This is a genomic window from Psychromonas sp. SA13A, from assembly GCF_011378715.1.
Classification (GTDB): Bacteria; Pseudomonadota; Gammaproteobacteria; order Enterobacterales; family Psychromonadaceae; genus Psychromonas.
On sequence record NZ_WTKU01000031.1, the window covers coordinates 1 to 25558 of the forward strand.

The window sequence follows — 25558 nt, forward strand, 5'->3', positions numbered from 1 at the left end:
TATTCTGGTCAAGCACAACTGGACACCTGACTTTGTAATTTTTCATAGTTAATCGGAGTTAGATCTCCGAGTGTTGTATGAAGCCGTTCATGGTTGTAATAGCGGATATATTCTTCAACATCTAACTTCATCGTTTCACGCGTTAAGTGAACAATATTTAATAACCATTCATTCTTAAGACTGCCGAAGAACCGCTCAACAACTGCATTATCTAAACAAGCTCCCACGCTACTCATTGAGGCTATTATTTTATGCTTACTCAATAATCGATTAAATCGCCCACTAGTATATTGAGAACCACGATCGCTGTGGAACATCAAACCCGCTTTAGGTTGCCTGATATTAATCGACATTTGCAATGCGCGTTCAACTAAATCAACCGTCATGCGGCCAGATATAGACCAGCCAATAACCCGACGAGAGTATAAATCCATGACAATGGCTAAATACATCCAACCTTGATTGGTCCTCAAATAGGTGACGTCGCCAGCCCACACTAGATTCTCTTGTTTAGGGTTAAACTGCTGACCCAATAGGTTATCAGCAACACTATCTGTATGTTTACGCTTTGTTGTTACCTTATATGCTTGGCGCTGTACGACGACAAGCTTTAGCTTGCGCATGATACTACGTGTACGATAACGACCCACCTTAAAGCCCGCTTCTCTTAATTTCTTGCATAACTGGCGAGAGCCCAGGCTACCGCGACTTCGCTTGAATAACTGTCGTGCTGCTCGATACATGTTCAGCTCTTCTTCACGGATGACTTTAGCGGGGCGTTCAAGCCAATCATAAAATGCACTACGACTCACTTGTAATGCATTACAAAGCAATTTTATGGGATATTTAGAGCGACTCGCTCGAATATACCGATACTTTACTTCATTTCTTTTGCGAAGAAGGCACTGGCCTTTTTTAATATTTCTTTCTCCATACGCAGTCGTTTAACTTCTTTGCGTAAGGCAAGTAATTCAGCACGTTCATCTGAATCTACAGTTGAGTTAGCATGTTGCTCTGCTTTTTGTTTCCAACTGTAAAGCAAGCTAGTCGTGATGTTTAAAGCAGAAGCAGCTTCTTGAACGCTATAGCCTTGTTCACTGACTAATGCCAATGCTTCAGTTTTAAATTCACTGGTATAAGTTTTGTATTGTCTTCTCGTATTCATGTTCACCTCTTTAGTGGATAGTATTATCCAAAATTAAAGTGTCCAGTTCAATTAGACCAGAATAGAGTGACAAAAGCATTAACCCAATAATAATCTCCATTTTTACATTGATTTTTTACTGGTCCCATCCACGATCTCCCTGATTGGGTATACTGCCATAAATCTGCAAATGCAGCTTTGGGCATATCGGGATGCCGCACTATATTATGTGTTTGTCCTTGCAACTCGTCTAAAGAGTATCCTGCAATGTCACAAAAACTCTTATTGGCGTATGTGATGTGACTTTTTAGATCAGTCGTTGATAGTAATATTTCACTTTCAGGAAACAGTCTTTCTTTATTCATTGTAAGCATCCAGCCTAAATATTTGATTAATCTTCAGGCTAGACCTAAATAGATAAAAAAGACAAAATTAATGATTGATTGCAGTCTTTTTGTAATATTTTATGATTTATATCATTATTTTTTAGTGGTGTAGACAAATTATAACGGGTATAACACTCACTAAACACTCACTAAACACTCACTAAATACTGCTTTGAAAACCATGGCCAGTATGATGAAAAGATAACTCATCTCTGCTGGGATAATCAAGGTGAAAGCAGGCATCTTATTAACAAGTTAAGCTTTAAACTTTACAATGCTGATTTGCTTGTGCCGATTTGAAGTTGATGATTAACTTGAACATATCATTTGTTTGGAACTTACTATGCTGAATAATATTAACCTAGCCGATATTCGCTCATTTGTGCTTATTGCACAGTTGGGTAACTTTACTAAAGCAGCTGAAGCATTAGGTGTTTCTCGTTCTCATGTGTCACGTCAAATAACTGCATTAGAGAATAAAATCTCGGTTAAATTACTGACACGAACTACACGCACGCTTAAGTTGACCGTTGCCGGTGAGCAATTATTTAAACAATGTGAAAGTGCATTGCAAAATATTGATCAGGCACTTATTGCAGCGGTAGACGATACACAACAAACCCGAGGTCTTATTCGTATCAATTGTGTTGGCGGTTATATTGGCGAAGAAATTGTTGCTCGGTATATCAGTGAATTTATGGCGTTATATCCGCAAATAAAAGTTGAGTTAGATTTTAGCAGCCATCGCGTTGATTTAATCAATGATGAGTTTGATATCGCTTTTAGAATGGGGGATATTGAGGATCTCGGGTTTGTTGCCAAAAAACTCATGGATATCAATATTGTGACACTTGCTAGTCCTGCATACATAAAAAATTATGGTAGCCCAAGCCATCCTCAAGAACTTGCGTTACATCGTTGTTTGACAGGCTCGGTTAAGCGCTGGAGTTTTAACCGTGTAGCAAATCCAGAGGAACATTGTGATATCAATATAACAGGGCAGTTGATTTGTAAAAATGGTCATGCACTTTTGCAGGGAGCGTTGGCAGGCTCTGGTATTATTAGAGTGCCTAAAATGTATTGTGAGGCGGAAATAGAAAAGGGTGCCCTTATCGAACTACTGCCAGAGTGGCATGTACCATTGGTGGCATTTTCAGCCATTTACCACAGTGATAAATATCGCCCTAAGCGCTTACGTGAATTTATTGATTTTATAAAAAACCGTTTCGAGCAACATCTTCAGTAATTTAATCTGCAAAAGTTTCAGCTTCAACAATTCCATCTACAACAGATTCATCTACAACAATTTTAGCTGCAGAAAGCCCATATACTCAATAGCCGTTGCTCTTTCACTTATTTGGCTGGAATCTAGTTTCCTCATTACTAGCTGATTTTATATTTGGATGAACACCGCATTCAGGATTAAAAAGCGAACACTACTTTTTTCCAGCATGTTTCTCGAACATGAGTCTATTGTTGCTGTACAACAACAGTATTTTAACTTCGGCCATATATATCAACATAGATTCATTTTTTATAATGTATCCATTGCAGCAAACTAGCTGTGTAGGTTTAAAAAGTAATGGAGTTGAATATGAAAAAATTAGTAGTGATCACTGGCGCGAGTTCTGGTATTGGTGAAGCGATTGCACGTCGTCTGAGTAACAGTGGTCATCCATTATTATTATTGGCACGTCGAGTTGAGCGTATACAGGCACTTAACTTACCTAATACTCTATGTGAACAAGTAGATGTTACTGACAAAGCGTCATTTACCGCTGCGATAGCTAAAGCAGAAGCGACTTATGGCGCAGCTGATTGTATCGTCAATAATGCCGGTGTAATGTTATTAAGTGAGCTTGATGTACAAAATCCAGAAGAATGGAAAACCATGTTTGATGTTAACGTTATTGGTCTGATGAATGGTATGCAAGCGGTATTAGCACCGATGAAAGCGCGTAAAACCGGAACCATTATTAATATCAGCTCGGTAGCTGGTCGTAAAACTTTCCCAAATCATGCTGCTTATTGCGGTTCTAAATTTGCAGTACACGCTATCACTGAAAATGTACGTGAAGAAGTTGCAAGCAGTAATGTGCGTGTATGTACTATTGCCCCTGGAGCGGTAGAAACTGAGCTACTTTCACATACAACATCAAAAGATATTGTAAACGGCTACCAAGCATGGAAAGAGGAAATGGGCGGCGTGCTAATGCCTGATGATATTGCGCAGGCGGTTGAGTATGTTTATGCACAACCTCAACAAGTGTGCATAAGAGAAGTGGTGCTTGCTCCAACGATGCAGCAACCATAGTAAACAGTTGCTTGAGTTAAGTAGAATTTAAAGTAAAGAAAAATACAAAGCAGGCTATTTAATTGGTGGCCTGCTTTGAACTAGCTAAGCTTAATACGTTAAATATCCTCGTCAAATATTAACCTTAACTCTCAATGCTAGCTCTCAATTTTATCTCTCAGTATAAGCTTTATTAATTGGGACTTATTAGTTTAAGAACAGTTAATTTTTGCATCTAAATGATAACGAATATTATTACTTTGTTATTCATTACTGACTTGCACTGTCGAGTCTTTAACTCTTATTAGATATTCAAACATGTAATACGCTAATCAGTTAACTTGTTAAGTGATTACTGGCCTCTGAAGGTTGCTTTCACATTTTATTAACATTAAAATTAGCGTCGATTATAGGTTTTATTGTCTCAAATCATGGTAAATAATTTTTACATAAATATTACCTGTAATACGAAGTCAAACAGGGAATGTTAGTTCACTCTCTGCCCCCCCGAAATATTTTTAAATAAGGCAATGTAATATGCTAAAACGTATTGTTTATGGCGTATCTGGCGCAGTAATTATTGGACTTGGTTTATTCAGCTTTTATGCTTGGAACCCTTCTATTGATCCAATAACCCCTCCAGTTAAGAGTGATTATTCCCCACAAGTTATTGAGCAAGGCAAAGTACTTGCAGCTGCCGGTTATTGCAGCACTTGTCATACACCCACAGGTGGTACACCTTACGCAGGTAACTACGAAATGCACACTGAGTTTGGTACGATTTATTCGAGTAATATCACGCCAGATGTTGAAACAGGTATTGGCAGTTGGTCTGAGGAAGCTTTTAATCGTGCTATGCGCAGTGGTGTAAGCCGTGATGGGCATCATTTATTACCAGCATTTCCTTTTGAGCACTTTAATAAAATGACCGATGAGGATATTCGCGCTATTTATGCTTATATCATGACCTCAGTGCCAGCAGTTAATCAAGTCAAAAAAGAAAATGGCATTCCATTCCCGCTTAATATTCGTTGGTTACAAGCTGGTTGGAAGTTGTTATTTGCCGATAGCGATGCATTTAAAGTTAATGAAAAAAAATCTGAGCAATGGAATCGTGGTGCTTATTTAGCTGAAGGTATTGCACACTGTGGCGCATGTCATACGCCGCGTAATGCGCTTGGTGGTGAAAAATACGACCAAATGTATCAAGGTGCGGATATTGATGGTTGGATAGCTCCTTCATTAACGGCAACAAGTACTTCCCCGATCCCTTGGCGTGCGCAGGATTTTTATGAATACTTAACTACGGGTAACTCACCTTATCATGGGAGTGCTGCAGGTCCGATGGCTCCGGTAATGCACAAAGGTTTATCTGCACTGCCTGAGCAGGATGTACGAGCGATTAGTTTGTATTTTGCTGACCATAGCGGCGCTAATGAAAGTGATGATCCTGCTGCTAATGCTAATTTACAAACTGCTATTGCTGCGCAACATACCCAAACTGATCTTCGTATTGATGAAGGTGCTCGCTTATATGCAACGGCTTGCCAAGCTTGTCATTACAGCAGTGAAGAACTCGTTAAAGGTCGTCCATTATTAACACTAGGTTCAGCAACTCACCTTGAACAACCAACTAACTTGGTTAACGTAATATTAGATGGTGTGCGCAGCGATCAAGGTATAAGTGGTGTTGTGATGCCTGGGTTCCGTGATGCATTAAGCGATCAAGATATTAGTGCAATCGCAGCATATTTACGTCAATCGGCAGGCCAAGAGGCTTGGCCTGAATTGCAACAGAAAGTAACTGAAATCCGCAATCAACCTCGATTTGAGCAATAATTCACAGGAGAAGTGACAATGGCAAAATTTATTTTAAACGGCGAAGCAAAAACTGCCGATGTAGAAAGCGATACTCCTTTACTGTGGGTTATTCGTGACGAACTTAATATGACCGGTACTAAATTTGGTTGTGGTATTGGAACTTGTGGCGCTTGTACCGTCCATGTAGGTGGACGTGCGACACGTTCATGTATTACACCGATTTCGTCAGTGGAAGGTGCTGAAATAACAACTATCGAAGGGTTGTCAGAAAAAGACGACCATCCATTACAAATTTCATGGAAAAATCTTCAAGTGCCACAGTGTGGTTATTGTCAATCAGGTCAAATCATGCAGGCCGCAGCATTATTAAAAGATATTCCTAAACCGACAGATAAAGATATCGATGCGGTGATGGGTGGTAACTTATGTCGTTGTATGACTTATGTACGTATCCGCAGTGCTATTCATGAAGCTGCAAATGCCATTGAAATTAAAGGAGTGCAATCATGAGTAGATTACCTAAACGTAATTCACCGAGCATTACCCGCCGTGGTTTTTTAATTGGTATGACAGCGGTTGGTATCAGCTTTGGTTTTCCTCGTCATTTAATGGCGGCAATGGATCCTGCAAGTGCTGACGGTAAAGTGTTACCAAGTGAAGGCGAACTTTATGAGCCTTCATTGTGGTATTCAATTGATACAGCCGGCAAAATTAAAGTCAATATTATGCGCTCAGAAATGGGTCAGCACGTTGGTACTGCGATCGCGCGTATTTTAGCCGATGAGCTAGAAGCCGACTGGGATGATGTTGAAATTATCCATGTTGATAGTGACCCTCGTTGGGGTTACATGGTAACCGGTGGTAGTTGGTCTATTTCACAAAGTTGGCCTGTCTATCGTCAAGCTGGTGCGGCGGGGCGTGTTGCTTTAGTTGAGGCCGCGGCTAAAAAATGGGGTCTTTCAGCAAAAGATTGTGAAGCTAAAAACGGTAAAATAATTTCAAGTAAAGGTGAGCTTTCCTTTGGTGAATTAGTGTCATTAGGTTTAACTCGTCAGTTTACCGAAGAAGAGTTAAAAACATTACCGCTTAAACCAAATCAAGATCTTAAGCTAGTAGGGCAACAAGTGACGTCGCTTGACGTAGCTAACAAAACCAATGGTAAAACTATCTATGGTATTGACGCTAAAGTCGATGGCATGGTGTATGCGAACCCTATATTACCCCCAACGCGTTATGGCGCTAAAGTTGTTTCATTTGATGACTCAGCAGCAAAAGCTGTGAAAGGTTACCAAAAAACAATCGTATTAGAAGATGCTAGTGGCAGCGTACCTGGTTGGTTAATGGTGATCGCTAGTAGTTTCATTGCAGCGCAAAAAGCATCAAAATTAGTGAAAGTGACATGGGATGCAGGCAAAACGGTTGATGTCTCTGAAGCAGATATCATCGCCCATGGTAAAACGTTACTTGATGATGCAAGCAAAGGCGGTATTTTAGATACGGGTAATGTAAAAACTGAGCCTGCTTTTGAGAGTGCCAGCAGTTCTATTGCTCATGAATATATCACTAGCACAGTATTGCATGCACAAATGGAGCCTTTGAATGCGTTAGTATTTAAAAATCCAGATGGCATATGGGAAATACATTCAGGTTGTCAGTGGCAGTCGCTTACTTTGCCTGTATTAGCGACTGCATTGGGTGAAGATGCCGCTAATATTGTGATCCGTACCTATATGCTAGGCGGTGGTTTTGGGCGAAGACTGAATGGTGATTATACGATCCCTGCTGCGCTAACCTCTAAAGCATTAGGCGGTAAGCCCGTTAAAATGATATTGATGCGCCCGCAAGATATGTTATTTGATAGTGCGCGATCTGCTTCTGTTCAACAATTAAAAATGGCCTTTGACGATAACAAAGCGGTGACTGCCATGGAACATCACGCAACCGCAGGCTGGCCAACGCAGGAATTAGCACCTGGTTTTATGCCTAAAGGTATAAATGGCGAGGTTTATGATCCCTTTGCAATTGCAGGCGCAGACCATTGGTATAGCGTTGGCGCACAAAAAGTACGTGCTGTTTCAAATGACTTAGCAATGGCGACTTTTAGACCAGGCTGGTTGCGTTCAGTTGGGCCGGGTTGGACTGGTTGGGCGGTGGAAAGCTTTATGGATGAAGCCGCGCATCATGCCGGTAAAGATCCGTTGCAGTTCCGTTTGGATATGCTCATTGCTGAAGGGCGAAATGCAGGCAATAATGCGGTTTCTGAAGGTGGTGCTGCACGTCAGGCTGCGGTACTTAAAAAAGCTGCTGATATGATTGGTTGGGGCACTGAACAAGCTCAAGATACAGGACTTGGTATTGCTTCTACCTTTGGTCAAGAACGAGATATGCCTACGTGGGTTGCCTGTGCTGTTCAGGTCCATGTGGATAAAAGTAATGGTCTTGTCAATGTTCAAAAGTTAGTGATTGCCATTGATGCCGGTATTATTGTTGATCCAAATGGTGCGGAAGCGCAATGTCAGGGTGCTGCATTATGGGGATTATCAATGGCCCTATACGAAGGAACTGAGTTGCTTAATGGTCAGTACAAAGATACAAACTTTGATACTTATACGCCTTTACGTCTAGGGCAAACACCAGAAGTTCAGATAGAGTTTATTGCCAGTAAAATGCCACCATCGGGGCTAGGCGAGCCAGCTGTAACACCTGTTGCACCAGCAATCGCTAATGCAATCTATCAAGCTGTGGGGGTACGTTTACGTAAAATCCCAATGCGTCCGAGTGAATTAAAAAGTGCTTTAGCAAAAGCATAATTTATAGTTCAACCATGTGATTTAAAAACCCGATTTTTCGGGTTTTTTTATTTTGAGCTGTTGGTGGTTATTTAACGTTTTTATTTAAGTTAGTGACTGATTTAACTTGGATTCTTGCCATTTTAAAAGGTCATCTTGAGTGTCAATATCATTAATGGCACTGGGTAAATCTAAACAAGTTAATTGTTTATTGTGTGCTAATTGTTGTAATAAAGGTTTGGCACCTTTGTCGCCATTAAGCTGCGCTAAAGCTGAAAACTGATCGGCAGTAAATAGCGCTGGAACTCCTAACTGCGATTGGTATGAGGCACAAATACTGTGTTTTTTTAATATCCAAAGATCAGCTAACTTTACATAGTCGCTATAACTCACTCCAATATGGTCAGCAAGGGCTAATATTAAGCCGCTAGCATTCGTTGATATCGCATCTTTAACACCTACTTTAATAGACGTTGATAAACCGTGTTCACTTTGTTTATTGATTATAAAAACCGTCGATTTGGGCAGTAGTGCACTTAATTCCTTGTGGTGAGAGCCAAGTACTACAACTACACGACTATTGATGTTGTTGGCGATTAAATAATCCGCCAAATAGTTTAATTTATCAAAACTATGCAGTAATAAGGGCTGCTCAATTAAGGTGCCATGCGCATTAAAGTCAATAATCGGTTGGGCTAATTTAATCCCCTTGAATCGACTACTTTTACCTGCCGCCAATAACACTAAGGTTATGGTTTTTTGCGGGCCATTATTTATCGCTTCTATTATTGTATCCACAACACTCGACTACTCTTGATTGATGAACTTTACTTTATTACTGCTATTAAAGTAACCAAAACACTCCACTGGATTTTATTGATGGAATTCGATTCATTACTTTTAAATTCAGTAACAGTAATAGCATCAGTTTAGTAATTGAGTGCGTTGATGAAATACAGCATGGCACTCCGCTAATATACTTAATGCGATAGATTCCGGTAGTTCACCACCTATATTGAATCCCGCTGGCGCTGAAAAGAAACCTTTGAAGTCATTTAAGCTAATATTGGCTTTATTAAAAACTTGGTCTCGCCGATGTAGGGGACCTAATAAAGCGATATAGGCTTGGTTACTTTGACTAATTAATTTGAGTGCTAATGCATCCAAGCTCAAATTATGTTGCATGACGATGACGCCATCAATATCTAGCAAGTGTTTCGTTTCTAATGCAGAAATAGGTTGTTTAATAATGTTAGTATCAGGAAAGTGATGTTGATGTGCATAACTCGATCGCTCATCAAACACGGTTACTTTCCAGCCCAATTGATTTGCCATCATTGCTAAAGGTTGCGCATCTAAACCACCCCCAAAAATAGCGATATGGAACCTTGTTCGACACGGGATTTGGAGTACTGTCACATCAGAAGTATCGTTAGCTTTACCGTATGTACTTTTACTGAAATCATAATCAGTTTTGTTGGTAATTGGTATTACGTTTGCTGAAATAGAGGCGGCTTGAGTGCCTGTTTTTACTAAGGGCAAGTGATATTCGCAATTAGTCGATGTTAATGTTTCCATTAATGTTGATAAATGCAGATAGTTATTTTCAGCGGTAACGGGGATTAATAATAAATCAACAATACCACCGCAACCTAGTTGATAGCTTGCATCTGATTCATCACTTGCATCATAGGTGATATTAATCGCTTGGTCTTGCTGAATAGCACGTTGAGCATGTCGCAGTAAGTCGCCTTCTAAACAGCCACCGCTGACTAACCCGATACTTTTCCCTAAGGAATGAAATAACATCATTGCGCCGGTTTTGCGATAAGAGGAACCTTGAATCTTGGTAATGACAGCCAGAACCCATTTATCATTTGGGAATCTGTTCCACTGCGATAATAAATCTTCAATATGATGCGACATTTATTTCCTGTTTTATTTGGTCATGCTCTGATTGCTAAAATAGATACGGCTGAAAATACTGAAGACAATTTTAAGCTTTAACATTTTTATATCAAGGTTATTTAATGAGAAGAGTCGGTATGTAATAAACAGTATTTAACAGTTTGTTAAGTCATTTAAAGCGCTACTTATTTTGAACTGAGGTTATTTAAAAAGGTTAAACCTGGGTCTATTCAGATTGGAAGGATCCTGACCGCAGCTTTAACCTCTTTAGCTGTTAGCTTTAAGTTATTTTTTAACTTGCTAGTAATTGCTTCTGCTGAGAGCGTTCTTTGGCTTCTTTTCTCGCATCTGAGCGTTTTTGTTTACGTTTTAGTGCAGCTGCAAAACGGTCTTTTTGTTTCTCTGTTTCACAAATGATCTGCGGAATTTGACGCGGTTTTCCTTCTGGATCTAAAGAAACAAAGGTCAGGTAAGCGGATGCAGTATGGCGAACTTCACCTGTTAATACTGATTCTGCTTCGATTCGAGCGCCAATTTCCATCGAAGTTGAGCCAACAAAGTTAACACTGGTTTTAATTCTAAGAATATCACCTACATATACTGGAGAGTGGAAGTCTAGGCGATCCAAAGAAACAGTTACCGCATTACCGCCAGTATGGCGCATTCCTACCATACAAGCAGTGTTATCGACTAGCTTCATTATTGAGCCACCGTGAACATTGCCTGCGATATTGGCATCAACATCCATCATCTGCTGAACAACAGTTATAGTGCTGAATGCAACTGTTTTGGGTTCCATATTATCTTCGATATAAGCGTCTGTTGGTCTAACTTGTTTTCTATCAATGGTTTTTACAGCTTTCATTGTTTTTCCTGATTTAAGGCCAGTATTAAAAAATCCTACTTAGTTAACAAAAAATAACCAACTAGTAAGATCTGCGTCACATTTTTAAGCATTGCTCCAGTCTAAATGTTTTTTAACAGAATTGTTAATTATTTGTTGCAGATTTTTTTAGTAGATTGAAAGAAAAAAGAAGCTATGTAGAGAAAGGTGAAGAAGAGAGATAAGAATATAGATGAGAAAGTAGTCATTAATGTAAAGCAAGTTTTACTGATATGCCATTTATTAACCTAGGGCATGGAAGTGATCTCTTTATGCTATTAGCAGCTTTTATTAGGTATAAAAAAACCGAGCGATAATGGCTCGGTTTATTAAAATTAAATTTAAAGCTGTTGTCGTACTAAAGCGAGTGCTAACTTTAAAAGCAATCGCGCTTATCGTTCGCCAATAGGTAAAACGGTGCGACCATATTGCTCATTGATCACTTCTGCCATTGCTAAGTAGATTGCGCTTAAACCACAAACAATGCCTTCATAACCAGCAATACGCCCAATTAACTCAGAACCTGTGAAATCACGGATAGCTAATAGGAAGAATAAAACCGTTAAGCTACCAAAGATAAATTGTAAAACACGGTTACCACGTAAAGTGCCTACAAACATAAATGCAGTAAACATGCCCCACATTACTAAGTACCAAGCCATAAATGCATGTGGTGTTGCTTGTGTTACGCCTTCATTACCTAATTGAGGAAATAATAGAAGTGCGACTAAGCTGATCCAGAAAAAACCGTATGATGTGAAAGCGGTTAATCCAAAAGTATTACCTTTTTTGAATTCTAAAATACCAGCGATGATCTGTGCAATACCACCGTAACATAAACCCATAGCAAGGATCATGGCACTGATTGGAAAGAAACCAGCATTGTGAATATTTAGTAAAACTGTAGTCATGCCAAAGCCCATTAGGCCTAATGGGGCAGGATTCGCGTAATTAATTGATTGTGACACTTCATGTACCTTTTTTGTATAATTTGTAAGAAATTGGGATCGCGCGCACGATAACATGCTCGACTTTTTTGTAAAGGAATATGTGAAAGTTTGGCCTAGCACTTGTTTTGCATCAATTTAACGGCGTTAATGCGTAATTTTGAGATGTTTTTAGAAAATTAAAGGGAAATATTATATTGTACAACTTAAAAAATTGATGCAGAGTAAAGGTTTGCATTAATTTTATTAATTTATTCTCCAAAATAGGTACAATAAATAATGAATCCAACTATCAATAATGAATATTAGCAATGACAGCACCTACTCTCTCGATTAGAAACCTACATAAATCCTTCGCGGATAATCAAGTATTAAAAGGTATCGACTTAGAAGCTCATCAAGGTGATGTGATCTCTATTCTTGGTGCATCTGGCTCAGGGAAAAGTACTTTATTACGTTGTGTTAATTTACTTGAAACACCGACGTCAGGGGATATTTTGGTTAATGGTGAATTAATCAAAATGAAGATGGATAAAAAACGTGGTGCTATTCCTGCATCTATTAAACAAGTTGAACGTATTCGTAGTCGTTTAGCGATGGTTTTTCAAAGTTTTAATCTTTGGTCACATTTGTCGGTTCTTGAAAATGTCATCGAAGCCCCTGTGCATGTACTCGGGGTGCCTAAAAAAGAAGCCATTGTAAAAGCAGAAGCTTTATTACAACGTGTTGGCTTATATGAACGTAAAGATTATTACCCAGGCCAGCTTTCTGGTGGACAACAACAACGTGTTGCTATTGCGCGGGCGTTAGCGGTTGAACCGGAAGTGATGTTATTTGATGAACCGACTTCCGCACTTGATCCTGAATTAGTCGGTGAAGTGTTAACCGTTATGCGTGATTTAGCCGAAGAAGGCCGCACCATGTTAGTGGTAACACATGAAATGGCTTTTGCACGAGACGTATCAAATAAAGTATTATTTTTACACCAAGGTTTAGTGGAAGAACAAGGTAAGCCTGAAGATATCTTTCAGAATCCTTCATCGGAACGTTTTAAGCAGTTTATCTCTACTGTTTATTAGATGAGACTGCTAAACGTTTAATTAAAAAAAGCGTTTAATTAAAATAAGTGCTTAATTAAAGCGGTTAATGTTATAAATCAATTTAGTAAAAATTTTTAAAACAGCTATCTATCATAATATAAGGAAATACAATGAAAAAAATCAGCCTACTAATCGCATTATTTGCTTTTGCATTTAATTCGGCACAAGCAAAAGAATGGAAACAAATACGTATTGGTGTTGAAGGTGCATACCCTCCATTTAGTAAAACAGAAGAAGACGGCAGTGTTACTGGGTTTGATATCGATATCGCTAATGCGTTATGTGATGAATTGGGTGCAAAATGTACGTTAGTAAAACAAGATTGGGATGGTATTATTCCGGCGCTTAAAGCACGTAAATTTGATGCAATTATTGCGACAATGGATATTACTGAAGAGCGTTTGAAACAAGTGGCTTTTACTAATAAATACCAACATATTCCAGCACGTTTTACTGCTGTTAAAGGGGCTGCATTTGAAGCGACTGATGCGTTCATGAAAGGTAAAAACATTGGTGTTCAACGTGCAACAACAATGGATTTATACATCTCAGATAATTTCCCTTCTGCAAAAATTAAACGCTACGGTACCTTTGATGAAGCATACTTAGATTTAAAAGCGGGCCGCCTTAATTATGTTATCGCTGACTCTGCCTCTATCTCTGAAGGGTTATTAGCAAAAAAAGGTGGCGACAAGTTTGAGTTTGTTGGTCCTAAACTAAATGATCCTAAATGGTTTGGTCACGGTGCAGGTATTGCCGTTCGTAAACAAAACAAGGATTTAGTTGAGCAATTAAACAAAGCGATTGCTGCAATCCGCGCTAACGGTACTTATAAAACGATTCAAGATAAATACTTCTCTTTCGATGTATACGGTCAAGAATAAACGTTATCACGGTTAATTTTTTAACCTGAGCGTTAAAATAGAAAGGATGACGCACAACCTTTTATATGTTGTCTCATCCTTTTTTGTTATGCCAGTGCTATTAATTACGTATTAGTGGATTGGAATTAAATAAAAAGAAGTTTATATGTTTTCTTTATACGGTTACCAAGAAATATTTCTAGAAGGAGCATGGCTAACACTGCAAGTAGCCTTGTTATCTTTATTATTAGCTGTTTTCTTAGGGTTAATAGCAGCACTCGCTAAGCTGTCTCATTCTATTATATTAACCAGCATTGCGACGCTGTATACGACTATTATTCGTGGTATTCCGGATCTTATCTTAATGTTGATTATTTTCTTTGGTGGGCAAGTGTTAATTAATGACACCAGCTATAACCTTAACGAATGGTTTAACGAAGTAGCGACAAATTATTATCCTGACCACGAATGGACAGCATATTTACCTGACTATATTGATATTAGCCCTTATATTGCAGGTATTGTGACTATCGGTTTTATCTTTGGTGCGTATATGGCAGAAACCTTCCGCGGCGCTATTTTATCGGTAGAAAAAGGGCAGTTAGAAGCGGCAACAGCTTATGGCATGAATAAATATAAACGTTTTTCACGTGTGATGTTCCCTCAGATGATGCGCCATGCGTTACCTGGCTTGGGTAACAACTGGTTAGTATTATTAAAAACAACCGCATTAGTGTCGATCATCGGTTTACAAGATATGGTTAAAATTGCAGGTGATGCGTCTGGTTCTACTCAAAAACCTTTCACTTTCTATCTAGTGGTAGCGCTAATCTTCCTATTTTACACTGCTGTTTCTACCTCTGTCTTAAAATGGGCCGAGCGTAAATATAGTATACAAACGAGGTAAGTATGGATTTTTCAATCATTGTTAATGAATACCCGTTTTACTTACAAGGTTTGTGGACAACAACTTGGTTAGTGGCAGTCTCATTATTGATAGGCTTAGTGATTGCGATACCTGTTGGTATTTTACGTAGTCATTCAAACTGGTTCATTAAAGGGCCTATTTGGGCTTATATGTATTTTTTTCGTGGTTCGCCATTGTTGGTACAATTATTTTTGATCTATTACGGTGTTGCACAATTTGATGCGATACGTGAAAGTTGGATGTGGTATTACTTTCAAGAAGCTTGGTTTTGTGCATTACTCGCTTTTTCATTAAATACAGGGGCTTACACTGCTGAGATTGTACGTGGTGTGATAGGAACAATGCCGCTTGGTGAATTAGAAGCCGCTAAAGCTTATGGTATGAGTCGTTGGCAAACACTTAAGCGTATTACTTTACCTAATTCATTACGCCGTGCTTTACCGGCTTACAGTAACGAAATTATTTTTATGATACACGGCAGTGCGATTGCAGGTGTGGTGACGATTGTTGATATTACCGGTGCTGCTCGTGTTGTTAATGCTCGTTATTATGCGCCTTTTGAAGCTTATCTAGCAGCTGGTTTGTTATATATGTGCTTAACATTTTCTGTTATTTACTTATTTAAGCTGTGGGAGAAAAGCTATCAGCATTAATAATTAATAATTAATAATTAATAATGAAGGTCTAAAGGCTATTGTTTGTAATCAGTAGCCTTTTTACTTTCTATCTATTTGTATTTCCTTGCCTGTTGTTTCTTCTCTTTTCCTGTGTTTTATTTTAAGCTCAATGAGATGCTATTTTTCATAGCAATTTTATTTATTGAATTTGTTTAACTTAATGTTTCTGGTTTAAATTTAGGTTTTTATTTAAGTTCAAGCTTTTTATCTAAATTTAAGTTGTGCCTAGTCGCAGCAATAGACTATTACCTTTACTGAGAAGGAGTTTCCCATTAATAAAATTAACCCGCAAAAATTGCTTAATAGTAAATGGACTGCCGTTAAACCACTCAACAAAGAAAAGCACTTTCTGATCACTGATGTTGATTTTGACGAGCAGGGCAATGTTATTTTTTGTTTATTAGAAGCGATTATTTCTCATCGTGAAACAGAAATTAGTTGGCGTGATCTACAAAATTCAGAATGTTGGTTACAGGGCTGGAAGTAACTGAAAGCGATATGTAGTGGTAAAGTATACCCGTTATCAATCGAGGTGCATTTTGACTGATAACGGGGTAAAACGAGCCGCCTTTAATTGGCTATATGTGCGTTAATTCTGTTGCTTATATTAATTAATAACGTGATTAATCACACCCTAAAAATCCACCCGTTTGGTGTGCCCATAGTTGTGCATAAACGCCTTTTTGTTCAATTAACTGCTGATGACTGCCTTGTTCAATAATGCTACCTTTATCTAACACTATTAGGCGGTCCATCGCTGCGATTGTTGATAGACGATGTGCAATCGCAATAACCGTTTTACCTTGCATTAACTCATATAAACTTTCTTGAATCGCTGCTTCAACTTCAGAATCTAATGCAGAGGTCGCTTCATCCAATACTAGAATAGGGGCATCTTTTAATAATACGCGTGAGATAGCAATACGTTGGCGTTGACCGCCTGACAATTTCACTCCTCGTTCACCGACTTGTGCATCGTAACCAGTATTGCCTTCACTATCCGTTAAGGTAGAGATAAATTCATGCGCCTGTGCTTGCTTAGTCGCTTTTAATAACTCTTCTTCAGTTGCATCGGGGCGACCATAAAGAATGTTTTCGCGAATAGAGCGATGTAATAAAGATGTATCCTGTGTCACCAAACCGATTTGTAATCGTAAACTTTCTTGCTGAACATCTTTAATATCTTGGCCATCGATAATGATCTGACCTTTTTCAACATCATAAAAGCGTAACAATAGATTCACTAATGTTGACTTACCCGAGCCTGAACGGCCTACAAGTCCTATTTTTTCGCCAGGTTTGATATTTAGGTCCAGGTTTTCAATGACACCTTTACTCTCACCATAATGAAAACTCATCTGTTTAAAGTAGAGATTACCTTCACTCACCACTAATGGTTTCGCGTCTTTTTTGTCTTCAATAATATTAGGCTTCGCTAAGGTATTCATGCCGTCAGTCACTGTGCCTATATTTTCAAATAAAGCACTAAACTCCCACATGATCCACTGTGACATGCCGTTTAAACGTAATGCTAAACTTACCGCGATAGCAATGGCACCCACTGAAATAGCGCTTTGCATCCATAGAGAGATAGACAAAGCCGTGATCGCAAAGGCTAAGACATAGTTAGATATTTGCACACTGACATTAATCCCCGTTGCCAAACGCATTTGTCGATAAACTGTATCTAAAAATCCTTTCATTCCTTGTTTGGCATAAGCCGATTCAGAGTCCGTATGCGCAAATAGTTTTACTGTTGATATATTGGTGTAACTATCAACAATTCGCCCCGTCATGGTTGAGCGGGCATCTGCTTGCTCTGTTGCTACTTTTCTTAGGCGCGGAATAAAGTAATACTGTATACAGATATATATAACCATCCATACCAACATTGGAATCGCCAACCGGTAATCGGCTTTTGCAATCATCACCACCATGGAAATAAAGTACACTAAAACATAAACCATCACGTTTAGTAGCTTCATTACGGTTTCACGTACGGCCAGCGCTGTTTGCATGACTTTAGTGGCTATTCGTCCGGCAAAATCATCTTGATAAAAAGACACGCTTTGCTTTAACAAATAGCGATGTGCAAACCAGCGGATCGACATCGGATAATTGCCTAACAAAACTTGATGTACGATCAAAGAATGTATAATAGTTAGGACAGGAATTAACACTAAAACCATTAATGACATTAATATTAACTTTTGCCCTTCATCTACTAATAACGTCTCTGGATTTTTAGTGATTAACCAGTCGACGAGTTGTCCCATGAACCCAAATAAAGACACTTCCAATATAGCTAAAATAGCTGTTAGTAAGGTCATAAAGAAAAGTGCCGTTTTATAACCCTTTGTATAGTGCATGCAAAAGGCAACGAGTGTATTTGGCGGCTGGGTTGGTTCTTGATCGTTTAGCGCAGGCACCAAACTTTCAAAAAATTTATACATGATAATTCCTTAAGTGTTGCAAAGTTTCTTATTAGTCTTTTAAAGTAAATCTTGGAGGGATGTTCATTGCAACGATGATAATGGTTAAGTTATACAAAACAAGCATTAATTACTGTAATGAATTTTTATCTATTTATTACAAGAATATAAGCTGCTTTAGTTTTTTATGTTGAAAAGTTCGCTATGCTTAACAGGTATCTAAACAAAGAGAAGATTATGCTACATTCAAAATTACCCTCAGAACATTGCTCTAACCCATTAAGTTGGTTATCTCAATTGCCAAAAGTTGAGTTACATTTACATTTAGAAGGTAGCTTAGAGCCGCAGATGTTGTTCGACTTAGCCGTGCGCAATCATATTAAGTTGCCCTATGAAAATGTCAGCGCGGTAAAAAAAGCATTCCAATTTACCAAGCTTCAAGATTTCTTGGATATCTATTATCAAGCTGCAAAAGTATTAGTCACTGAACAGGATTTCTATGATTTAACTTGGGCTTATTTACTGAAATGCAAAGAGCAGAATGTTTATCATGTTGAGCCTTTCTTTGATCCACAAACACACACTGAGCGTGGAATTGCTTTTAGTACCGTGATAACCGGAATAACGAGTGCGCTTGAAGATGCAGAAAAGCAACTAGGTATTAGTAGTGAATTGATCATGTGTTTTCTACGCCATTTAAGTGAGGAAGAGGCTTTTGCGACACTCACCTTAGCTGAACCCTATTTAGATAAAATTAAAGCGGTCGGGTTGGATAGTTCTGAGAAAGGGCACCCGCCTGAGAAATTTAGTCGTGTATTTGCTAAAGCGCGTCAATTAGGTTTACTAACGGTGGCTCATGCCGGTGAAGAAGGTCCCGCTGAATATATCTGGACGGCGATTAATGATCTTAAGGTGGCACGCGTTGACCATGGAGTGAATGCTATTCATGATCCTAAGTTGATTGATTACTTAAAAGAAAGCCAAATGCCATTAACGGTATGTCCATTATCGAATACAAAATTAAAAGTATTTTCAGATATGAGTGAACATACTATTCTAGATTTATTAAAGTTAGGGGTTTGTGTGACGGTTAATTCAGATGACCCCTCGTATTTCGGTGGTTATATGACGGAGAATTTTGAAGCATTAGCGACTTCGCTGAATATGAATCAAGAGCAAGCCAGAAAGTTAGTAGAAAATAGTATTGTGGCTAGCTTTTGTAATGATCATCGTAAGCAACAGTTATTTGCTTTATTACACCGCTATGTTTAATTTTTAAGTTGCCAACGCTCATTCTTTTATTGTTGAGCGTTACTTTTAGACTGCTTATTTGGCTTTAGTTACCTCAAATTGCTGTTTTTTATCTTTTGCCGAACAACAGCACATTTACTTCATAAATAGCCTTTTCAGGCTATTTTGAACACCATTGCTAGGTTTGAACAAATAGGTTGAAACATAAATAGCCTTAAACATAAATCGGTAAAGCCCGTTTGTCTGCTATCTTCCTTACTGCTAAATGCGTATGGATATCTTTAACACTTTTAATTCGATGTAACTTATTAGTGAAAGCTTCATAACCAGCCAAGTTCTTGCTAACCACTTCTAATAGATAATCGTAACGACCAGATACGATATGTGCATTAATCACTTCATCCATATCAAGTAGTGCAGATTCAAAGACTTCAATTGTCTCTTCCTGATGCCTATTTAGGCTTACTTCTACAAAAAAGGTCATGGTAATACCCACGTGATTTTTATTTAAGTTCGCTTGGTAATCTTCAATATAACCATCGTCTTCTAGGCGTTTTAAGCGTCGTGCACAGGGAGAGGGCGATAAACCAACGCGATCCGCAAGATCTGCTGTTGATATACGTCCTTCATTTTGTAGTACAGCTAATATGTGACGATCTATTTTATCCATAACTTTCCTTGGTGTATTAAAGCGTGAATATGAATATATGCGCTTTAATCAGTTAATAATTAAGTTTTTAGAAGGTTGTTCGCCGAATAAGAGCTTTTATTTTAGTCAATAATACTACTTGAAACTCTAGTTGATAGGAAGTTATTGAATGAACAAGTTACAGCTACTACAAGTAAATAAAGTCAATTACAGTGCTATGTCGCCATTAACTTATGGCTATTTAGCCATGCTAGTGGTGCTATTAATTTGGTCTGGTTTCTCATTGACAGTTCGTAATATTGGCACATCTCCCCTTACTATCGCAGATGTTGCGTTGATTCGTTTCTCTGTACCATTAGTTTTATTAGCTCCCTGGTTTATCAAGCATCTTGCAGTGATTAAAAAAGTGAGAATATCAGACTTTTTGCTTATTTTATTAGGTGGAATACCTTTCCTCTTTTTAGCTTCCTTAGGCGCAAAAATAGTCCCTACTGCATACGTTGCAACGATACTTACCGGCACCCCTCCTTTTTTTGTGGCCATACTTTCTATGCTTTTTTATAAACAGGTTATTACTAAGCAACGGTTATTGATGCTTTCCCTGATATTAATAGGAGTGCTTATTATGGTTGCTGGATTAGCGGAACAATTATCGCTAGAAATATTCACTGGTATTGGATTTTTATTGTGTGCTAGTTTGCTATGGTCCACTTATACTCTAGGGCTTAAACGAGCTGGTTTGAGTGCGCTTACCGTGGCCATTATTATTTCTTATTTTTCATTCTTTATTATGCTGTTTTTAGTCTTGTCTGGTACTGTAGCAAGTAATTGGGGCTCTTTCTCACTGCAACAGGCGATGCCATTTTTATTAGTGCAAGGTATTGGTGTTGGCATCGTTGCAACTATTGGTTTTTCCTATGCAGTGAGTCAATTGGGGTCGGCTAAGTCATCTATAATAGGTGCTTTGTCGCCCGGTATAACCTCGTTGTTAGCGGTACCTATTTTTGATGAGCCTTTATCAATTGCTATTTTTTGTGGTATTAGCCTGACCATAACAGGTGTTATTTTATCAAATCGTGTTTAATTTTATTTAAGGTATTCAATTATGTTAGAAAACTTACCTACCGTTCAAGGTGATCCCCTGTGGGCATTGTTACATCAATTTAATGCAGACCAACGAGATCACAAGATAGATATGCTGGTGGGCGTTTATCGCGATGAAACAGGCAAAACACCTGTTATGCAGCAAGTACAAAAAGCTGAAGTTAAACTAGCAACAGCTGCACAATCAAAATCTTATAAAATGTTGTCTGGTAACCTTGAGTTTAATGATCATATAGCTAAGTTTGTATTAGGTGACAGTGCGCAATTTTCTGACCCATGTGCAATTCAAACCGTTGGTGGCTCTGGTGCATTAAGAGTGATTGCTGATTTTATAGCTGCTCTATCTCCTGATGCTGTGCTTTGGAATACCGACCCAGGTTATTTAAATCATCGTCCTATTATGGAAGGTGCAGGTTTAACGGTTAAACCCTTTCGCTGGCAGCATAAAGGGGGACTATTAGACATAGAAACTTGCTTTAAAGATTTAGAAAACGCTAAAGAAGGTGATATTTTATTATTACATGCGAGTTGTCATAATCCTTCAGGTGTGGACCCTTCATTAAAACAATGGCAACAATTTATTGATTTTTGTACAGCGAAAAAAATAATTCCTTTTATCGATATCGCTTACCAAGGTTTTGGCGATAGCCCTGAGCAAGATGCTGCGGGTTTAAGAATGTTTGTTGAACAGGTTGATCTGGTTTTAGTTGCAGCAAGTTGCTCAAAGAATATGGGGTTATACTGTGAACGTACAGGCGCAGCCATGGTGGTAGCAAAAGATCACTCTCAACATACAAAAATTCGTATGTTATTAGAACGTATCACCCGTATCAATTATTCGATGCCTCCTAACCATGGCTCTGCGATTGCATCGTTATTATTTTCAGATCCTAAACCTTGGTTAGCAGAGTTAACTGTGTGTAGAGAGCGTATTAATGATTTACGCAACGCATTAGGGAAATTATTAGCTGAAATGGGTGCACCCGACTCTTTTCAAGCGGTAACAAGGCAAAAAGGTATGTTTTCTTTATTACCTTTAACAGCAGAGCAGATGGACGTTCTACGTGATAAGTACGCAATATATGGCATGTTAAATGGAAGAATTAATATTGCTGGTTTAAAGCAAGATCAAATTCAATATCTTGCTAGTGCATTAGTTGAAGTAAGCAAAGATTAGCTTGATTTAACTCAGAGTGGTTAAATTAATATGATGATTAAAAAATCCCAGTGATAAACCTTATCATTGGGATTTTTTATTAGTGGGCTTTGTCCTCTATTTGTCCTCTATTATGCGCTTTCTATCACTTTCTTTAGATAAAGTTACATTCTTTCTCCTGCACCAAATCGATACACGACTTTACCTATCAGTTGCTGATGGTGGCTTTCTTCATCGGTTGTATAATAATTAACGAGGTCAGCCTGTAATGCCCATTTGGCATTTAAACGATAATGAAGGCCGACGCCTGCGTTAAGTTGTAAATTATAACTGTCTTTATCTTCGTCCCAAATTTCTTCACCGATGCCTGCTGTAATGTAAGGGCGTAAATTAGAGTCCGTATTGAAATAATATTGACCATCAACACTAAAGGTTTCATAAGCGCTATATTGCTCGATGACTTCTTTTAATAGCTTAGAAGAAGAATAATTTAAACGCGTTGAAAAGCGTTTTGAGAAGTATAAACCTAAGGATATCTGCGCATATTTGTTATTTAACTGGCCTCGTTTTCGGTCAAAGTTAAGATAACCAGTCCCAACACTTAAACCAATAATGCCTACATCAACAGGGTCTTTTGCATTGGTAAATGAGTAACGCTCACCTAGCTTACGTTTACCGCTGATACCCGGTTGCGCTAAGCTATTGTCATCCCCAAACAAGTAATTTATTTCAAACATGACTTGTTTGTCCGTTTGTAAACCGCTGGGCGTACTTTGCTCTGATATTTTGACATAACCTGTTCCGGCTTTGATTAAGTCTCTACCAAATAAGCGATTTACATTTCGACCTAAAGAGTCAACGGGATCTAATAAAAATAAAGCGGTATTACCTAAGTATTCACTACCCCAAACTGTGCCGCCGCCAGCCCAAATCTCGCGCTCTGTATTAAAAGCCCACTCACCGTAAACCCATCCTAATACTGGCGTTACCACTAAATCTTGCATTGAAGGCGTTTCTGCAAACGCTTCAACACCATATTCCCAAAATACCGTAGACATTAATGCTGAGTATAAAAATGAATCCCACTGTCTATAGCCTGATTTACGTGCAGACTGGTAATAAACGCCGCCAAAATAAGGGTGCATAACATAATTTAAAATAGCATCATCACGGTCCCATACTGGGCCTTCTTTAACATTCTCTAGCCACTTTTCACCGATGCTTTGGTCGTTATCACTATCCCAATTTGTCACTGATTCAGGTAATGCGGCTAATACGCCGACTACGCCTAATCCATAATAAAAGATAGAAGTAGTTTGTGACCAAAGTCGCTCTCCATCTTCACCATGTTGTGGAGAAAATAAAGACACTTGATATGGGTTATCGTAAAAATCCTGTTCAACCTCAAACTGTTCCCAAGCAGAGTTAGTAAAAGCAGGTTGGTAATCCGTTGGTTGATTATTGTGTATTGATATCGCACTCAACTGTTGCTTCGCTTCTGAGTTTTGATCCAGGCTTCTTTCTAAGTGAGTTGTTAGGGTTTTATCTAAGGAAGAGCCTGAGTATTGTGGCACAGGTTGTAGATGATTTCTTTCAGCTAAAGGTAGTTTGCTTGAATGAAAGTCAATGTTGGGTAATGGCTGCACAGGGGGGAGCTTGCCCAGTGCCAAGGTGCTTGTATCATTAGTATTATTTCTTGTCTCCTTTACATCACTATCTGAAGCGTTGAGATTGGGACTTATGATTAAAAGTTGCAAAATAGAGAATGCTAAACAGCATGAAGGTTTAGTGAATATCATTGAAAATCCTTATCGATAAATTAGTTTCTATAAATAACCCTCTAGAGCAAAAACAAATGTTGTATATTAAGTGAATTCCATTCAATAAGTGACCGTAAGCAGGTCGATACTAATGTTAAAGTTGATAGTCATTATCAATTTTTTTAAGTTTTCTGTAATATTTATTCAGAATGCTTGTCCTATTGATATTAATAATATTGTACACCAAAACGGTATTATTCATGACAGTGATTAATTTTCCGTTAGTTCTATTAATAATATACAAGTAATAACATACAGGTGAATTATATGACGGCAGCACGCCAGTCCATTTTCTATATCGATTTCTTACGTTTCATTGCCGCGATCGCGGTTATTATGATCCATGTGCTTGGTCCTTTTCGTTATTTATACGGGGAAATTCCTGACAGCGATTGGTTAGCCGCCGCTGGACTTAATAGTCTTACACGCTGGGCTGTTCCCGTGTTTATGATGATCAGTGGGGCACTGCTGTTATCTTCAAAAGCGCTATCCCCAAAAAAACTATCATCAAAAGCATTATCACAAGAATCTTTCAAATGGGGGCCTTACCTGATTAAGCGTGTCAGTAAAGTTGTTGTACCATTTATTGGGTGGACGATAATCTTTGCTCTAGTCAGCGGTTATATGGTTGACGGCGTTTTTACTGGGCAATGGTCGAGTAATATTACAATGGATACATTGGGAAGCTCATTAACAGAGCCTGTCTGGTACCACCTTTGGTTTTTTTACGACTTTATTCCACTGTATTTTGTGATCCCATTTTTATTACCTTTACTTAAACAAGCCTCGGCTGATCATATTAAATTAGCCTTATCATGCTGGGCTATTTTATTTTTAATGCATTGGTTAAAAATAGGGGACTTTTTACAGCAAAATCTTGTGTTATATAGTGGCTACCTTGTTTTAGGTTGGTATCTGTTTAATAGGGATAATCGTGAACACTTAAAATATTGGATAGCAGCCGGTAGTTTTATGCTTTTGCTCAACTTTTTTGGTTCTTGGTATGTTGCTACGGAAAAACAAGCGTACAGTTCATTATTCATGGGGTATAAAACACTTAATACTGCCATTATCGGAGGCATGTTATTTGTATTAGCACAAACTTATGCGCATAAAATACAAGGTCGTTTACGCGCTTTAGTGACCCTTATTTCAACGTATAGTTTGGGCATTTACTTAGTTCACCCTTTAATATTGATCCCTGTACGTGATTTAAATAATGGGTTTTATCAAGTGTTTCAAAGTAACTGGATAGCGATTCCAATACTTACCTTTTTGACATTAGTTGGGTCATTATTATTAACTATGTTGTTAGTTAAGTTGCCATTTATTAGGCGCTTAGTACCGTAATATTGCCGAAATCAAAAGCAGCGATTTTTCACCTGTTGATAAATCGCTGTATTGTCC

The 25558-nt window shown here is 38.4% G+C and carries 21 protein-coding genes and 2 pseudogenes; 14 read left to right on the top strand and 9 right to left on the bottom strand.

The features are described 5' to 3' along the window. Window positions 1-8: 8 nt before the first annotated feature. A pseudogene (locus tag GQR44_RS18315) lies at window positions 9-1165 on the bottom strand (IS3 family transposase). Between the two features lie 65 nt (window positions 1166-1230). Next, window positions 1231-1509: pseudogene (locus GQR44_RS18320) on the bottom strand (PAS domain-containing protein); the annotation flags it as partial. A gap of 364 nt (window positions 1510-1873) precedes the next feature. Here GQR44_RS18320 and GQR44_RS18325 point away from each other — a divergent pair. From GQR44_RS18325 to GQR44_RS18345, 5 genes are all read left to right on the top strand, one after another. After that, window positions 1874-2776, top strand: coding sequence for a LysR family transcriptional regulator (locus GQR44_RS18325; protein ID WP_166373127.1), 903 nt, complete (start codon window positions 1874-1876; stop codon window positions 2774-2776). Between the two features lie 348 nt (window positions 2777-3124). Next, window positions 3125-3844, top strand: a complete 720-nt coding sequence (locus GQR44_RS18330) for an SDR family oxidoreductase (RefSeq protein ID WP_166373128.1) — start codon at window positions 3125-3127, stop codon at window positions 3842-3844. 516 nt (window positions 3845-4360) lie between these two features. Continuing rightward, window positions 4361-5662 carry a cytochrome c gene (locus GQR44_RS18335; RefSeq protein WP_166373129.1) on the top strand — a complete coding sequence of 434 codons (1302 nt, stop codon included), beginning with the start codon at window positions 4361-4363 and terminating at the stop codon, window positions 5660-5662. Window positions 5663-5680: 18 nt separating this feature from the next. Beyond that, window positions 5681-6154 carry a (2Fe-2S)-binding protein gene (locus GQR44_RS18340; RefSeq protein ID WP_166373130.1) on the top strand — a complete coding sequence of 158 codons (474 nt, stop codon included), beginning with the start codon at window positions 5681-5683 and terminating at the stop codon, window positions 6152-6154. Next, window positions 6151-8454, top strand: coding sequence for a molybdopterin cofactor-binding domain-containing protein (locus GQR44_RS18345; RefSeq protein WP_166373131.1), 2304 nt, complete (start codon window positions 6151-6153; stop codon window positions 8452-8454). The genes GQR44_RS18340 and GQR44_RS18345 overlap by 4 nt, the downstream gene beginning before the upstream one ends. An 84-nt stretch (window positions 8455-8538) precedes the next feature. Here the strand turns inward: GQR44_RS18345 and GQR44_RS18350 are convergent, their stop codons facing one another. The 4 genes from GQR44_RS18350 to GQR44_RS18365 all read right to left on the bottom strand — a co-directional run bounded on the left by GQR44_RS18350 (window position 8539) and on the right by GQR44_RS18365 (window position 12192). Continuing rightward, window positions 8539-9231 carry a nucleotidyltransferase family protein gene (locus GQR44_RS18350; protein WP_166373132.1) on the bottom strand — a complete coding sequence of 231 codons (693 nt, stop codon included), beginning with the start codon at window positions 9229-9231 and terminating at the stop codon, window positions 8539-8541. Window positions 9232-9357: 126 nt separating this feature from the next. Further along, complete coding sequence (locus tag GQR44_RS18355; protein ID WP_166373133.1) at window positions 9358-10359, bottom strand: XdhC/CoxI family protein; 1002 nt, start codon at window positions 10357-10359, stop codon at window positions 9358-9360. Window positions 10360-10633: 274 nt separating this feature from the next. Next, a complete protein-coding gene (locus GQR44_RS18360; protein ID WP_205963123.1) occupies window positions 10634-11206 on the bottom strand; it encodes an acyl-CoA thioesterase in 573 nt (190 codons plus the stop codon). Between the two features lie 410 nt (window positions 11207-11616). Further along, window positions 11617-12192 carry an acetate uptake transporter gene (locus GQR44_RS18365; RefSeq protein WP_346774375.1) on the bottom strand — a complete coding sequence of 192 codons (576 nt, stop codon included), beginning with the start codon at window positions 12190-12192 and terminating at the stop codon, window positions 11617-11619. Between the two features lie 290 nt (window positions 12193-12482). On the opposite strand from GQR44_RS18365, the gene GQR44_RS18370 reads away from it, so the two are divergent. The 5 genes from GQR44_RS18370 to GQR44_RS18390 all read left to right on the top strand — a co-directional run bounded on the left by GQR44_RS18370 (window position 12483) and on the right by GQR44_RS18390 (window position 16226). After that, window positions 12483-13250, top strand: a complete 768-nt coding sequence (locus tag GQR44_RS18370) for an ABC transporter ATP-binding protein (RefSeq protein ID WP_166373135.1) — start codon at window positions 12483-12485, stop codon at window positions 13248-13250. Window positions 13251-13381: 131 nt separating this feature from the next. Next, window positions 13382-14155, top strand: coding sequence for an ABC transporter substrate-binding protein (locus GQR44_RS18375; protein WP_166373136.1), 774 nt, complete (start codon window positions 13382-13384; stop codon window positions 14153-14155). A 145-nt stretch (window positions 14156-14300) separates the two neighbouring features. After that, window positions 14301-15041: an ABC transporter permease gene (locus tag GQR44_RS18380; RefSeq protein WP_166373137.1), complete on the top strand. Its 741-nt coding sequence runs from the start codon at window positions 14301-14303 to the stop codon at window positions 15039-15041. 2 nt (window positions 15042-15043) lie between these two features. Then, window positions 15044-15715, top strand: a complete 672-nt coding sequence (locus GQR44_RS18385) for an ABC transporter permease (protein WP_166373138.1) — start codon at window positions 15044-15046, stop codon at window positions 15713-15715. Between the two features lie 295 nt (window positions 15716-16010). Beyond that, window positions 16011-16226 (top strand): TIGR02450 family Trp-rich protein, encoded by a 216-nt coding sequence (locus tag GQR44_RS18390; RefSeq protein WP_166373157.1) that lies wholly within the window; start codon window positions 16011-16013, stop codon window positions 16224-16226. A 136-nt stretch (window positions 16227-16362) separates the two neighbouring features. Here GQR44_RS18390 and GQR44_RS18395 read toward each other — a convergent pair whose 3' ends face one another. Further along, window positions 16363-18192 (bottom strand): ABC transporter ATP-binding protein, encoded by a 1830-nt coding sequence (locus GQR44_RS18395; RefSeq protein ID WP_166373139.1) that lies wholly within the window; start codon window positions 18190-18192, stop codon window positions 16363-16365. A gap of 216 nt (window positions 18193-18408) precedes the next feature. On the opposite strand from GQR44_RS18395, the gene GQR44_RS18400 reads away from it, so the two are divergent. Next, window positions 18409-19443, top strand: coding sequence for an adenosine deaminase (locus GQR44_RS18400; RefSeq protein WP_166373140.1), 1035 nt, complete (start codon window positions 18409-18411; stop codon window positions 19441-19443). Between the two features lie 193 nt (window positions 19444-19636). On the opposite strand, the gene GQR44_RS18405 is transcribed toward GQR44_RS18400, so the two are convergent. After that, window positions 19637-20092: an Lrp/AsnC family transcriptional regulator gene (locus tag GQR44_RS18405; protein WP_166373141.1), complete on the bottom strand. Its 456-nt coding sequence runs from the start codon at window positions 20090-20092 to the stop codon at window positions 19637-19639. Window positions 20093-20240: 148 nt separating this feature from the next. On the opposite strand from GQR44_RS18405, the gene GQR44_RS18410 reads away from it, so the two are divergent. Together GQR44_RS18410 and GQR44_RS18415 are read left to right on the top strand one after the other, a co-directional pair. Further along, complete coding sequence (locus tag GQR44_RS18410; RefSeq protein ID WP_166373142.1) at window positions 20241-21155, top strand: DMT family transporter; 915 nt, start codon at window positions 20241-20243, stop codon at window positions 21153-21155. Between the two features lie 21 nt (window positions 21156-21176). After that, window positions 21177-22352 carry an aromatic amino acid transaminase gene (locus tag GQR44_RS18415; RefSeq protein ID WP_166373143.1) on the top strand — a complete coding sequence of 392 codons (1176 nt, stop codon included), beginning with the start codon at window positions 21177-21179 and terminating at the stop codon, window positions 22350-22352. Window positions 22353-22495: 143 nt separating this feature from the next. On the opposite strand, the gene GQR44_RS18420 is transcribed toward GQR44_RS18415, so the two are convergent. Continuing rightward, entirely contained in the window at window positions 22496-24130 is a 1635-nt protein-coding gene (locus GQR44_RS18420; protein ID WP_166373144.1) for a DUF3943 domain-containing protein, read from the bottom strand. Between the two features lie 288 nt (window positions 24131-24418). Here GQR44_RS18420 and GQR44_RS18425 point away from each other — a divergent pair, with 288 nt between their 5' ends. Next, a complete protein-coding gene (locus GQR44_RS18425) occupies window positions 24419-25501 on the top strand; it encodes an acyltransferase family protein (protein ID WP_166373145.1) in 1083 nt (360 codons plus the stop codon). The last annotated feature ends 57 nt before the right edge of the window (window positions 25502-25558 follow it).